This window comes from Mesorhizobium sp. P2_D6 (assembly GCF_056404315.1).
This window is the reverse complement of sequence record NZ_JBFUEG010000003.1, coordinates 183,799-196,977: the sequence shown is the minus strand read 5'-3', so window position 1 is coordinate 196,977 and position 13,179 is coordinate 183,799. Positions and strand designations below refer to the sequence as shown.

At 62.7% G+C, this 13,179-nt stretch carries 10 protein-coding genes; 2 read left to right on the top strand and 8 right to left on the bottom strand.

The features are described 5' to 3' along the window. Positions 1-4 precede the first annotated feature (4 nt). Positions 5-1,279 carry an NAD(P)/FAD-dependent oxidoreductase gene (locus tag AC1D1L_RS07305; RefSeq protein WP_477340100.1) on the top strand — a complete coding sequence of 425 codons (1,275 nt, stop codon included), beginning with the start codon at positions 5-7 and terminating at the stop codon, positions 1,277-1,279. Positions 1,280-1,316: 37 nt separating this feature from the next. On the opposite strand, the gene AC1D1L_RS07300 is transcribed toward AC1D1L_RS07305, so the two are convergent. The 6 genes from AC1D1L_RS07300 to argE form a co-directional block, all read right to left on the bottom strand. Further along, entirely contained in the window at positions 1,317-2,774 is a 1,458-nt protein-coding gene (locus tag AC1D1L_RS07300; RefSeq protein ID WP_477340098.1) for an NAD-dependent succinate-semialdehyde dehydrogenase, read from the bottom strand. Between the two features lie 17 nt (positions 2,775-2,791). Then, the gene (locus AC1D1L_RS07295) at positions 2,792-3,835 is read right to left on the bottom strand and encodes a tartrate dehydrogenase (RefSeq protein ID WP_477340096.1); all 1,044 of its coding nucleotides are present in this window, start codon (positions 3,833-3,835) and stop codon (positions 2,792-2,794) included. Between the two features lie 10 nt (positions 3,836-3,845). Further along, positions 3,846-5,309: an aldehyde dehydrogenase family protein gene (locus AC1D1L_RS07290; protein WP_477340094.1), complete on the bottom strand. Its 1,464-nt coding sequence runs from the start codon at positions 5,307-5,309 to the stop codon at positions 3,846-3,848. A gap of 149 nt (positions 5,310-5,458) precedes the next feature. Beyond that, entirely contained in the window at positions 5,459-5,812 is a 354-nt protein-coding gene (locus AC1D1L_RS07285; protein ID WP_477340092.1) for a cupin domain-containing protein, read from the bottom strand. A 23-nt stretch (positions 5,813-5,835) separates the two neighbouring features. Continuing rightward, positions 5,836-6,759, bottom strand: a complete 924-nt coding sequence (locus AC1D1L_RS07280) for a 2-hydroxyacid dehydrogenase (protein WP_477340090.1) — start codon at positions 6,757-6,759, stop codon at positions 5,836-5,838. A 10-nt stretch (positions 6,760-6,769) separates the two neighbouring features. Further along, positions 6,770-7,894 carry an acetylornithine deacetylase gene (argE, locus tag AC1D1L_RS07275; RefSeq protein ID WP_477340088.1) on the bottom strand — a complete coding sequence of 375 codons (1,125 nt, stop codon included), beginning with the start codon at positions 7,892-7,894 and terminating at the stop codon, positions 6,770-6,772. Between the two features lie 240 nt (positions 7,895-8,134). On the opposite strand from argE, the gene AC1D1L_RS07270 reads away from it, so the two are divergent. Next, positions 8,135-9,034, top strand: coding sequence for a GNAT family N-acetyltransferase (locus AC1D1L_RS07270; RefSeq protein ID WP_477340086.1), 900 nt, complete (start codon positions 8,135-8,137; stop codon positions 9,032-9,034). A gap of 1,317 nt (positions 9,035-10,351) precedes the next feature. Here the strand turns inward: AC1D1L_RS07270 and AC1D1L_RS07265 are convergent. Both AC1D1L_RS07265 and AC1D1L_RS07260 read right to left on the bottom strand, forming a co-directional pair. After that, complete coding sequence (locus AC1D1L_RS07265; RefSeq protein WP_477340084.1) at positions 10,352-10,552, bottom strand: hypothetical protein; 201 nt, start codon at positions 10,550-10,552, stop codon at positions 10,352-10,354. A 637-nt stretch (positions 10,553-11,189) separates the two neighbouring features. Then, positions 11,190-11,471 (bottom strand): GYD domain-containing protein, encoded by a 282-nt coding sequence (locus AC1D1L_RS07260; RefSeq protein WP_352586900.1) that lies wholly within the window; start codon positions 11,469-11,471, stop codon positions 11,190-11,192. Positions 11,472-13,179: the final 1,708 nt, after the last annotated feature.

The window sequence follows — 13,179 nt, the reverse complement described above, 5'->3', positions numbered from 1 at the left end:
GTCGATGAAACTGATCTCCTACTGGCACGACACGGCCCCTGTCTTTACCGGCGGGGCGCTAGACCCGGTCGAGGGGCACTACGATGCCGCCATCGTCGGTGGCGGCTTCACAGGTCTTGCGGCCGCGCGCCAACTGGCGAAGGCCGGCGCGAAGGTGGCTGTGCTGGAGGCGGAGCGGGTGGGCTGGGGCGCTTCCGGGCGCAATGGCGGGCACCTGAACAACGGTCTTGCTCACAGCTACCTCTCTGCCAAGGCGGAACTCGGCAAGGAACGCGCGATCGCGCTCTACCGGGCGCTGGACTCCTCGGTCGACACCATCGAGGCGCTGGTCGCAGAGGAAGGCATCGACTGCAACTTCCGCCGCGCCGGCAAGCTGAAGCTCGCCTCCAAGCCGCAGCATTTCGAAGCGATCGCCCGCAACTTCGAAGCCCTCCATGCCGAAGTGGATCCGGATACCGCACTGCTGTCTGCGGCCGATCTCAAGTCCGAGATCGGCTCGCCCTTTCACGGCGCGATGCTGTCGAAGAAGAGCGCCATGATGCATATGGGCCGCTACGTGGCAGGCCTGGCCACGGCCGCCGCCCGTCATGGCGCCGCCATCCATGAGAACGCGGCGGTGACGGATCGAAGGCAGGTCGGCAGCAAGCATGAGATCACCACCTCCCGCGGCCGGATCAGCGCCGACAATGTGCTGGTGGCGACCGGTGCCTACACGACGCCGAATTTCAGCTATTTCCGCCGCAGGATCATCTCCGTCGGCAGCTTCATCATCGCCACGCGGCCGTTGAGCGACGCCGAGATCACTGCCACCATGCCCGGCAACCGGACATGCGTGACATCAATGAACATCGGCAACTACTTCCGGCTTTCGCCGGACCGGCGTTTGATCTTCGGCGGCCGCGCCCGCTTTTCGGCGACATCGGACCAGCGCTCCGATGCCAGGAGCGGACAGATATTGCAGGCGGGCCTCGCGGCGATCTTCCCGCAGCTCGCCAAGGTCGAGATCGACTATTGCTGGGGCGGGCTGGTCGACATGACCAAGGACCGTTTTCCGCGGGCCGGCTACCATGACGGTGTCTGGTACGCGATGGGCTATTCCGGTCACGGCGCGCAGCTTTCCACCCATCTCGGCATGATCATGGCCGATGCCATGCTCGGCCGCGAGGATCGCAATCCGATGAAGGGGTTCGAGTGGCCTGCCATTCCCGGCTATTCCGGCAAGCCGTGGTTCCTGCCGATGGTCGGCCTCTACTACAAGGCGCTCGATCGGATTCAGTGATCGTCGATCCGTTGTAGTCGGGCTTCAGCCATTTGCCTCAACTGAGCCCGCCCATGTGGAAGCTCTTCATCTCGAGATATTCCTCGATACCGGCCTGCGCACCCTCACGGCCGAGGCCCGACTGCTTGACGCCGCCGAAGGGGGCGACTTCCATCGAGACCGAGCCGGTGTTGAGCCCCACCATGCCGAACTCCAACGCCTCGCCGACGCGCCAGGCGCGCTTCAGGTTCTCTGTGTAGAAGTAGGAGGCAAGGCCGTAGGGTGTGCCGTTGGCGAGCGCGATCGCCTCCTCTTCCGTCTCGAAGCGGAAAAGCGGCGCGACCGGACCGAAGGTTTCCTCACCGGCGAGCTGCATGTCTTTTGTGGCGCCGGTCAGCACCAGCGGCGCGACATACTGAGGACCCTCCGGCAGCGCCGGCTTTTCGGTGATGATCGCCGCGCCTTTGGCGAGCGCATCCTCGACGTGGCGGTTGATCTTCTCGACCGCCGCCATGTTGATCATCGGCCCGATGGCGACACCGGGTTCTGTGCCCGGCCCCACCTTCATGGCGTTGACGCGGGCGGAAAGCTTCGCGGCGAAGGTTTCGTAGACTCCGGCCTGGACGAGGATGCGGTTGGCGCAGACGCAGGTCTGGCCGCCGTTGCGGAACTTCGAGACAAGCGCGCCCTCGACGGCGAGATCGAGATCGGCGTCGTCGAAGACGATGAGGGGCGCGTTGCCTCCGAGTTCGAGGCTGAGCCGTTTGACGGTATCGGCCGCTCCACGCATCAGCAGCGACCCGACCCGCGTCGAGCCGGTGAAAGAGATCTTGCAAACGGTCTCGTTCGCCATGATCTCGTTGCCGATCTCGGCCGGCATGCCGGTCACGATGTTGATGACGCCGGCGGGGATGCCCGCGCGTTCGGCAAGCACGCCGAGGGCCAGCGCCGAATAGGGGGTGAACTCGGATGGCTTGATCACCACCGTGCAGCCGGCGGCCAGCGCCGGCGCGACCTTGCGGGTGATCATCGCGTTGGGGAAGTTCCACGGCGTGATGATGCCGCACACCCCGACCGGTTCCTTCAGCACGATGATGCGCCGGTCCGGCGTGGGCGAGGGGATGGTGTGGCCATTGATGCGGCGTGCCTCCTCTGCGAACCATTTGACGAAGGACGCGCCGTAACGGATCTCGCCTTTGGCCTCGTCCAGGGGCTTGCCCTGTTCGGTCGTCAAGATCAGCGCGAGATCGTCCAGATGCGCGAGCATCAGGCCATGCCAGGTCTCCAGGAGGCCAGCGCGCTCGGCGTTGGTCTTCTTCTTCCAATCGCCATAGGCGGAAGCTGCGGCGTCTATCGCAGCGCGGGTCTCCGGACCGGCCATGTCGGGCACCGTGCCGATCGTTGCCTGGGTCGCCGGATCGACGACATCGACCGTCTTTCCGGAAGAGGCCGCGACCCATTTGCCGCCGATCAGGCCGGCCTCGCGGAACAGACTTTTGTCTTTCAGATTTTTCATCGAAAACGACCTTGCAATCAGGTGAGCGCCGCGACGACGGCGGCGGTGATGGCGTCCGTGCGGTCTTTGCCGGGAACGGTGCCTATGCCTGTGGCGGTTGCGGCCTCGACCGCCTGCATGACGCGGCCGGCCGCAGCCTTTTCGCCGAGATGGTCGAGCATCATGGCGCCGGACCAGATGGTGGCGATCGGATTGGCGATGCCCAGATGCGCGATATCGGGCGCGGAGCCGTGCACAGGCTCGAACATCGACGGCGCCGAGCGGTTGGGATTGATGTTGGCGGAGGCGGCGTAGCCGAGCCCGCCCTGGATCGCTGCGCCGATGTCGGTCAGGATGTCGCCGAACAGGTTGGAGGCGACGACCACGTCGAGGCTCTCCGGCGCCATGATCATGCGCGCGGCGAGCGCGTCGACATGATAGCTGGTCACTTCGACGTCCGGATAATCCGCAGCCAGCTTTCGCGTGATGTCGTCCCAGAACACCATCGAGTATTTCTGCGCGTTGGACTTGGTGACCGAGGCGAGCTTCCGCCGCCGCGACCGCGCCTGCTCGAAGCCGAAGCGCAGGATGCGCTCGACGCCAGCGCGGGTGAAGATCGAGGTCTCTACGGCCACCTCGTCCAGAGTTCCCTGATGCACGCGCCCGCCGGCGCCCGAATATTCGCCCTCGGTGTTCTCGCGGATGCATAGGATGTCGAAGCCCTCGGCCCGCAGCGGGCCCTTCACGCCCGGCAGCAGACGGTGCGGCCTGATGTTGGCATATTGCACGAACGCCTTGCGGATCGGCAGCAGCAGGCCGTGCAGCGAGACCGAATCCGGCACCTCCGCCGGCCAGCCGACCGCGCCGAGAAGGATGGCGTCGAAGCCGCGCAAGGTGTCGATGCCGTCCTGCGGCATCATGCGGCCGGTTTCCTTGAAGAAGCGGCAGGACCAGGGGAACTCGGTTCCCGTCAGCGCAAAGCCGAAGTTTTTGGCCGCGGTTTCCAGCACCGTCCAGGTGGCGGCGGTCACATCGCGGCCGATGCCGTCACCTGGGATCAGGGCGATCGAATAGGACTTCATCGGCTTCTCTTCACAGGCTGATCAGGACGCTCTTGGTCCTGCGGTTGGCGAGATAGGCCTCGCGGCCGAGATCCTTGCCGATGCCGGAGCGCTTGTAGCCGCCGGTTGGCAGAATATGGTCGCGCGAGCGGCTGTAGCGGTTGACCCAGACGGTGCCCGCTTCGAGCTTGCGCGCGAAGCGGATGGTACGGGACAGGTCGGAGGTGAACAGGCCGGAAGCCAGCCCGTAGGTCGGATGGCTCGACAGCGTCAGCGCTTCTTCCTCGGTCTCGAACGTCTGGACGGTCAGGACCGGGCCGAAGATTTCCTCGATGATTGCAGGATTGGCCTGATCGACATTGGCAATCAGCGTCGGCTCGTAGAAATAGCCGGGGCTGTCCATGGCGGCGCCGCCGGTCAGGCATTCGCCGCCGGCCTGGATTGCGGTCCGCACGATGCTATCGACACGCGCCCGCTGCCGTTCAGAGATGATCGGCGAATAGTGGGTTGCCTCATCCCAGGTCGGGCCGGGCCGCACCGCCTTCATCTTCTCCAGGATGGCGGCCGTCAGCCTGTCGGCTACGCTCCACTCGACGATCAAGCGTGTGCCGGCCACACAGGCCTGGCCGGCATTGAAGGTGACGCTGCCGGCGATCGCCGTCGCCGCCTTCTCCAGGTCGGCATCGGCAAAGACGATCTGCGGGCTCTTGCCGCCGAGTTCCAGTGTCATCGGCTTGACGCCGGCGCGGGCAACGTTCTCCATGATGGCCGAGCCGGCGCGGGTCGAGCCGGTGAAGCTGACCTTGGCGATCTCGGGATGACCGGTCAGCGCCGTGCCGGTCGTCGGACCGTCGCCGAGCACCACGTTGATCAGCCCGGCAGGCAGGCCGGCCTTGACGGCGAGCTCTGCCATATAGACGGCCGAGAAGGGTGTCATTTCCGACGGCTTCAGCACCACCGCATTGCCCGCGGCCAGTGCCGGACCAAGTTTCCAGCCGGCCATGGAGATGGGAAAATTCCAGGGCGTGATCGCGCCGACCACGCCATAAGGTTCGCTCATAATCATGCCAAGGGTGGCATCGTCCGTGGGCACGAGCTCGCTGCCTTCCTTGTCGGCGAATTCGGCAAAGAAGCGGATCTGCTCGGCGGTCACGGCGATGTCGCCGGCGACGAGCTGGCCGACGGGCCGCGTCGAGCACAGCGCCTCGATTTTTGCCAGCGTTTCGGCTTCCGCCTCGATCAGGTCGGCCCAGGCCTGGAGTGCCCGGGTGCGCTCGCGTGGCCGGACGCCGCCCCAGTTGCTGGCCTTCAACGCCGCCTTGGCGCTCTCCACCGCACGGTCGACCATATCGACATCGGCTATGGGGCTGGCGGCGTATGCCTTGCCATCCGACGGTCGGCGCATCTCGATCGCACCCTCGGCCACGATCAGTTCCCCGCCGACAAAATGGCCGACGGGAAGGGAGACGGTATCCGGGTCGAAGCTCAGGCCCATGGGCGCCCACTCTCAGCTGTTCTGGAGGAGCCTAGCGCGAGCAACAGCGCAGCAGGCACCGTTCGAGGATCGGTCGCGGTTGATTGTTGCGTGCTGGCGATGAGGGACGGCAAAATCTGTTGCGGGGCCAGCGCCTCACCCGGACGCCATTACCCTACGGTCACGTAGATCTTGCGCACCGTTTCAATGGTCTTCCAGACGCCGGTGAAGCCAGGCTTCATCACGAAGCTGTCGCCGGCGCGGTAGGTCACCGCCTTGCCGCCATCGGGCGTGATTTCAATCACGCCGGTGAGGATATGGCAGAACTCGAAAGTTTCGCCCTTGATCGAGCGCGTCTCGCCGGGCGTCGCTTCCCAGACGCCGGTATGGGCGAGATCGTCCTTGGCGGCGTCCTGCGCCCAGGTCTTGAAGGCGGGATTGCCCGCAATCAGCCGTTCGGGCAGAGCCCTGGATTCGCGCGGCGGGGAGGCAGGGCTGGTGTCGACGGTCTTGAGCAGGGACAAGGGATGGCCTTTCAGGTTGGACTTCAATAGCCGCGCGACCGGTCGACGAGCCCGATGGGGTCGAGCCCGGCGCGGTGGCGCCTGATGTTTTCGATGACGGCCCGCGCGGCTGTCGCCGGCTGGGTGACGCTTGCGACATGCGGGGTCAGGATGATCTTCGGATGCGACCAGAACGGATGGCCTGCGGGCAGCGGTTCGGGATCGGTCACATCGATCATTGCCGCCGAAAGGTGGCCGCTGTTCAGTGCGGCGACAAGGGCTTCATGATCGAGCTGCGACCCCCGGCCCGCGTGGACGAGCGCCGCGCCCTTGGGCAGCTTCGCCAACAGGTCGGCATTCAGAAAACCGCGCGTATCCTCGGTCAGTGGCAGCAGGCAGATCAATATGTCACTGGCCGCGAGCATCTCCTCCAGCCCAAGCTCGCCATGATAACAGGCCACGCCCGCGATCTGTCGAGGCGAGCGGCTCCAGCCGGCGAGCGGAAAGTCGAAGGGCTTCAGCCGGTCGAGGACGGCCTGGCCGAGTTGCCCGAGGCCAAGCATGCCGAGCCGGCGCGACCCGGCCTGGAGTTGTGCGATATCGCTCCATTCGCCGGCGCGCTGCTGCGCCAGATAGGCAGGTAGGTTGCGGTGCAGCGCGAGCACGGCCAGCGTCACATACTCCTGCATCATGCGCACGATGCCTTCCTCGACCGTACGCACGATCTTCACCTGTTCCGGCACGGTATCGAAGCGGAACTGGTCCACGCCAGCGCCCATCGAAAACAGGATCTCCAGGCTCCTGTAGCGCGCGAGGTCTTCTGGCGCGGTCCAGGTGATGAGATAGCGTACCGCGTGGGGATCGACCGCTGCAGCATCCATCGTGAAGGGGACGTCTGGCAATTCTCTAGCGAATGCATCGGCGAAGACCGCCCCGCGCCCCGCATCGGAATTGAACAGGAACGTCATCCGGTTTCCTTCAAGCCGCGCAGCGGGCGCCCAGCGCCTCGATCAATCGCTGGCAGGCTGCGAGTTCGCTGGTGAGAATGTACTCATCCGGCTTGTGGGCGCGGTCGATGTCGCCCGGTCCACAGATGATCGCATCGAACCCAGCGGCCTGGTAAAGTCCGGCCTCCGTACCGTAGCTGACGGCGGCGAGCGGCGCTTCGCCTGTCAGTTCGCGCAGCAGTCCCGCCAGCCCAGAGTCTTGCGGCAGCGACAGCGCCGGATAGGCACTCATCGGCGTCCACTCGACCAGAAAGCCATCGCCTGCGAGGGCCTCGGCCCGCGCCTTTACCGGCGCCAGCAGGCTCGCCGGGTCGATCCCTGGGATGGCGCGTGCCTCCAGGTCAAGCCTGCAGCTGTCGGGGATGATGTTGACCTGATGTCCGCCCGCGATCACCCCGGCCTGCAGCGAGGAATAGGCAGGCTCGAAGGCAGGGTCGAACGGACCGTGCGTCAGCCGTTCGGCCTCGTTCACGGCCGCCCTCAGCGCATAGGCCATGGCATGGATGGCGTTGAGTCCGAGATCGGGCCGCGAGGAATGGCCCGATCGCCCATTGATGATCACGCGGGCGGCCGCCTTGCCCTTGTGGCCGCGCACGGCGCGCATACCGCTCGGCTCGCCGACAATGACGCCGAGCGGCTTTGCGCAAAGCTCAGGAAGGCGGGCGATCAAATGCGGCACGCCGCGGCATCCCACCTCCTCGTCATAGGAGAAGGCGAGGTGGATTGGCCTGGCGAGGCGCAGTCCCGCCAGCGTAGGCACGGCCGCGAGTGCCGCGGCAAGAAACCCTTTCATGTCCGTGGTGCCGCGTCCGTAGAGCCGTTCACCCTCCCGGCGTAGCGCGAAAGGGCTCGAACTCCATTGCGGCTCACTGGCGGGGACGACGTCCATATGGCCGGACAGTATGTAGCCCGGGACATCGGCAGGGCCCATCGTTGCGAAAAGATTGGAACGATCGCCTTCCGGCCCTGGAAGCACGGTGACCTGGGTTCCGTGTTCCGCGAGATAGGTCTCGATCCAGCCGGCGATATCGCCGTTCGGTCTGCCGGCGACCGATGGAAAGGCGACGAGACGATCGAGGATGTCGAAGACGTCCATTCCAGCCCTCAAAACATTTCGGGTTCGCCGGATCGATGCCGTCGACCATATGCTGCTAGATTTCCAGAGAGAGTGTGCGCGTTCTTTCGCGATTGCGTGCCGAAAGCGGAAGTGTTTCAGTCGAATCTTGCGTTGGCGCGCGGCTTTCGAGCAAATCGTACCGGGCTGCTTGTTTAGCGTTGGCGGGACAGTAGGCGGTCGCCAATAGGTCGCCCTCCCTCGTGGTAATCTTTCAGGGGCATGGACTTGAAGCCGTCCGAGAGCTTGAAAATCGATACTTTCTCGATGCGCATCGACGACATCGAAGGCGTCGATCTTGACCGGTTGCACGCACTCTCGCTCTCCGTGGGATGGCCGCATCGCGCCGAGGATTGGCAATTCCTGCGCCAATCGGGAGAGGGGTTCGTAGCGCTCGACGAGATCGGCCGGGTTCTCGGCTCGGCCATGTGGTTCGCGCATGGCACGGATTTCGCCACCGTGGGGATGGTCATCACCTCGCCGCGACTCCAGACGCTGGGGGCGGGGCAATGGCTGATGAAGCGGGTCTTCGACAGGGTAGCCGGCCGCGACTTGCGCCTCAATGCGACCAGGGCGGCAAGGCGGCTCTATCTTTCGCTCGACTTCCAGCCGGAGAAGACTGTCTATCAATGCCAGGGCATCGCCCGCCTGGAGACGACGGGTAGCCCGGGAGACATACGCGATGTCAGGACCTTGGGCGCAGGGGACATTCCCGCAGCTATCGCGCTCGACGCGGCAGGATTTGGCGTGAGGCGGGCGGCACTCATCGAAAGGCTTTTCGCACACTCGGCCGGCTATGGTCTTTTCAAGGATGGCAGGCTGAACGCATTCGCGCTCTGCCGGCCGTTCGGGCGAGGCCACGTCGTGGGGCCGGTCGTGGCGGAAAGCGATGCCGACGCCGTGGCGATCGTGCGGCCGCATGTGGACGACCATTCGGGGTCTTTCCTGCGGATCGACACCCACATGGACAATGGCGAGTTCGCCGCCTTTCTGTCGCACAGCGGCATGCCGGTTTTCGACACGGTGCTCACCATGTCGATGGGCAAACGCCTCACCGATTTTGCCGTCGGCGCCTCAGCTGAACCGGTGACCTATGCGCTTGCCAGTCAAACTCTCGGGTAGTTCAGTCCATGACGCGGGCAGCTGCGGCTATCCGTAACTCGCCGGCACCCTTGCGGCGCTTTCCGCACTCTTTCAGGCGCCGTTGGTTCCTACAAAAACCTCATCAGCCACCGAACGGTGGCGCTGGAGGATGCGACAGAGGCTGGCGAGATGCTGGTCCTAGCCAGCCACCTGCTGCGCATCGTTGAGGCGAGAAATACCAAGCGCCTACGCCGGGAGGTGGAAGCAAGCGGCGCACCCAAAGGTGACAGCCTGCGAAACTGCTGTTCACCAACGGCGACAATCCAACATGAACGCATACGTCGAGACATCGTGCCGCCTTCAGAGGATGGCCGGCTGGGGCGACCCCTGCCGAAGCATTGCCCCATCGCTAGCGCGGTCATGCGCGGCGATTCAGTGTCGGCGGGCGAGGCCGACGGCACAGTTTTCCTCTACGGCCGACATTTGCGGCACCCAAGGAGACGCATAGCCATGTGAAGGCGCAGGCATTGATGCACTCTCAATGTTTCGTCGAAGAGCTCTGCCATACAGGGCCGTTGTTTAGCCGAGTTTAGGCTTCTTCTTTAGCCGCCAGTTTAGGCTTCGAAAACAGCGTCAGACTGGATATAGATCGCGCTTTGCCGCCCCGCTAACAGTTTTGAAGCTGGGAGGACCCGCCGCATCAGGCAGGACACCGTTTCATCTACCGTTATTTTTGTTCCCTCAGATTTTCGATATCGCGCCTCGGCGTTCCGCGTCGTCGCCCTCAGATACCGATCCCACCGCGCGCAGGTAGGCTTCGTTGCGCTTCACCGGATCCACGATTGACTGGATATCGCGAGCGATTTTCCAATCGGACGCGGCCTGTGCTGCCGCGCGGTGGGAGGTGTCCCGTCTTCCTGCCGCCAGTGTATTGCCTGGGCAATGCTGGGTTCGCGCAGATGCGGCCTCTTTCCCAAGCCTCTTCCCTGATTTCGGGACCGACTCATTCCCCCGTGAGGTTCTTTCGGACGGTTCTTTCGGAAGGTTTGTTCCGCCATCTGGCGAACATCATTTTCGCCGATTGGCGAACCGTGACTTCGCCGTTTGGCGAAATTGTTAGGCCCCGTGGCGTGAGGTGGCGCGAGGTTTCGCATTCGAGCGTTCCAGTCGGGGACAATCGACCGAAATTTGACGAAATTGGGGATATATGCAGCGGTATGATGCCGGCCGCCGTGGCTTATCTTGGTGACTAAGCCAGCTTTGCTTGGCGCAGTTGTCGCTTCGCTGACTGTCGTCCTGGCGAGCCCTAGCAACGTGGCGAGGCGATCCAGACTTGGGTCACAGCGGCCCGTCTTTTTATTGTAGTGATCGAGAATACCACCTGCGACCTGACAGTAGCCGAACGATGTTTGCCGCCTGCTGGTCGTCCAACTCCGCCAATGCCGAGGTCAGCTTGGCCAGTTCGGCAGGGGACAGATAGCGATGCCGCTTTTCCTCTTGATTGCGTTCGACGCCCGTGGCTGGATTGTTGGTGGTATCTGAAAGCTTAGCTGGCATGATCAGGAGCGCTCCCCCGTGTCCACACTGTGTCCGTCAAATCAAAGGTCCCTTGTGCGCGGTCAGAGTCGCACGATGTCCTGATTTGTCCAAACATGTCCCTTTCGAATCAACCACTTATTAGTGGATATGGTCAATTGTTAAACGAAAGCAAGGGCTTGGGTAAGTGGCGGGAAAACGACTTTTAATCAGTAGGTCATGGGTTCGAATCCCATCGCGCTCACCAACAAAATGTAGGTACACGAGGTCAACCGGTCAGTTGTTGTATCCGCAAATCTGTGGCCGCACAGTGGCTTTCGCAGAGGAACGGAAGGCCGGAAAACTACGGCGCAAACTCCCCTTCACGCGATGAAACTCGGGCAAAACTGAAATCAGATCTGGACAGCAGTGCGTCTGCCGGTGCCCGCGTACATGGATATCAGCCCATCATTGACGAGACGCCACAATGCTCGCGCTGTTGGATATCGCGAGCAAAGCAGGAGCCCATGGCCGATCAAGCGAGCGGTGGCGCGTTTAAGTGCCGTCAGTGTGGGTATGAGCCACCCTTAAAAAGCCCGTCACCGAGGCAGCGGGCCAGACTTAGCAACGTGATAAATTACAGGCCTTGCAGGCCCGTGATGGTGCACCAGTGGTCTGCCTATTTTGCCGGGGATTTGTAGGAAGAAGCGATTTTTCCCGCCTTCTCTTGGGCCGCCTTGAACTCTGCGCCCGTGTATGCTCGCACGGTTTTGACATTCGATACTGCTCCCGATGCGCCGACGACGAGAAGTGCGGGGATCAGGTCAGCACCGTCGCCGAATTCCGTGATTGCCATCCAGTCAGTTTCGCCCGTCGTGACGTAGAAAGAATGCAGTTTCCCGCCCGCTGCTTCAAAGATGGCACGGGCCGCCTTTTCTCGGTTCGACGGATTGTCAATCATTCCACTCGCTGCCGTGGCTGAATAGGACCCTGTGACTATGAACGTTGGCATGTGACATCCTCCCTCGATAGTCGGCAGATCTGGTGATCTGCCGAATTTTCAATTTATGGATACAAGGGTCGGTTCCTTGCGGGAACATAGCCCGTTGCTGAACATTCAGTGCGGGGCTTCTTCTGTTGGACTAAGGTCTGACGTTATCCTTTTGATTCCGGAAGCGTCGATTGGACGTTCCGCATTTTAACCAATCGACATGTAACGTTAATCTAAATCATTTTCGGCGCTAACTCAGCCGCAACTCCTTCATCGCCTCGATGCGATACCTACTCAGCATAGGTCCCCAGAAAGTAGAAATGGCCGGTGCGGGGGGTGCTTGGGCAAGCGAGGCGCACCGGCCATTGCGGGTTTGGAATTCGGGGGTCCCCCGCACTGCCTAAGTTATAGGCATATTAGGAATGACTCAATTACGACTGAAGTCCCTGGGACTTGGCCCGCTTCTACAAGCGGTTGCGCAACGCGTTTTCCTCGAAAATGACTGAGAGGTCTATCTCATCATGAAACTGGGCATGAGGGTCGAAAGCCAGCCAAGACGCATGAGATCGAAGCTCTCGGAGCCGTGCGCTCTTTGCGAGTCGGGCTTGGTGTTGTTCCTCCTCAAACGGAGAAACAGCGTTGTCACGAGGGTTCATGGGCACTCCCGATTGGCGCCATACCCTAGTTCAACGATTGAGTTTTGAATTGGTTTCCTGTGGCCCGCCAGAGCGCGCTGCCGTTGGCCGTTGCCTGGCACCCGTACGCCGCCCGTGCGTCCCCAGCCTTTCGTATCGTGGTCACCCGGACCTTGTCCAACCCTTGCCAGGGCGTTCAATAGGTTCGTTGTCACGCATTGGGGCGCGGCTAGTGCGGCAAGACGCTGAAGACGATGGCCGCCAGCGCCACGGCCATCACTGCGACCACGATCGCCGCAAGCCGAAAACGCTTCGCCCACACTTTGCGCCCAGGGCGAGCCACTGTCGCGGCATCGTAAGCGCTGTAAATGCGCCGACCATCCTCCTCAAAACGGTCGCTGTTGGGGTATGCCTTTTTGGGCTTTGGCCTAGGACGAAGAAAGCTCACCGGTCCCTCCCAAGAAACCGCTTCCAGCCCGTGTCTATTAGCACATACTTGTATTTATATTGAAGCGGGAGCATGCTTGCAGAGGCGCGCGGAGGAGGCCGCCAGGATAACGGTGGAAAGGGGTAGTTCATGGAAACAGTTTGCTCCGTCCCCGGCGGGATCTGTCTCTTGTCGGTTTTCGTCAGTGTCGTGATGGCGTTTATCGCCATGGCGCCATTCGCGGCCACGCGCCTGCTGGTGTTGAGGATGCGCGAGCGCTCGGTCGGGCACCTTCAACCCGCCTGAATGTGTCGGCAGCGTCCCTCTCGTCTGCCGCGAGCCGCTTGAACCTTGCGTTTTGCTCCCGGATCTCGGCATCGGCCCATGGCTGGCGAGGGATAGCCTTGCCGTTCGCCGCGTCGAAGTCGTAGTGCTTGCATTCGTTTGGCGTTGAGACCCTGACTTTAATCAGCAGGTCATGGGTTCGAATCCCATCGCGCTCACCACCACCACTCGCAAAATGACAGGACGACCTTGGGGCCTGCATCGGCGCGGGCGCGGCTCCAACCTTGTCGCTACGTCCGCGGCTGGCTAAACTCAACCTTCCCAGGGGAGG

Bases quoted from the DNA above. Each gene is read 5' to 3' on its own strand.
- AC1D1L_RS07305 (WP_477340100.1), top strand. From the start codon at position 5: ATGAAACTGATCTCCTACTGGCACGACACGGCCCCTGTCTTTACCGGC.
- AC1D1L_RS07300 (WP_477340098.1), bottom strand. From the start codon at position 2,774: ATGAAAAATCTGAAAGACAAAAGTCTGTTCCGCGAGGCCGGCCTGATC.
- AC1D1L_RS07295 (WP_477340096.1), bottom strand. From the start codon at position 3,835: ATGAAGTCCTATTCGATCGCCCTGATCCCAGGTGACGGCATCGGCCGC.
- AC1D1L_RS07290 (WP_477340094.1), bottom strand. From the start codon at position 5,309: ATGGGCCTGAGCTTCGACCCGGATACCGTCTCCCTTCCCGTCGGCCAT.
- AC1D1L_RS07280 (WP_477340090.1), bottom strand. From the start codon at position 6,759: ATGACGTTCCTGTTCAATTCCGATGCGGGGCGCGGGGCGGTCTTCGCC.
- argE (WP_477340088.1), bottom strand. From the start codon at position 7,894: ATGGACGTCTTCGACATCCTCGATCGTCTCGTCGCCTTTCCATCGGTC.
- AC1D1L_RS07270 (WP_477340086.1), top strand. From the start codon at position 8,135: ATGGACTTGAAGCCGTCCGAGAGCTTGAAAATCGATACTTTCTCGATG.
- AC1D1L_RS07265 (WP_477340084.1), bottom strand. From the start codon at position 10,552: ATGCCAGCTAAGCTTTCAGATACCACCAACAATCCAGCCACGGGCGTC.
- AC1D1L_RS07260 (WP_352586900.1), bottom strand. From the start codon at position 11,471: ATGATTGACAATCCGTCGAACCGAGAAAAGGCGGCCCGTGCCATCTTT.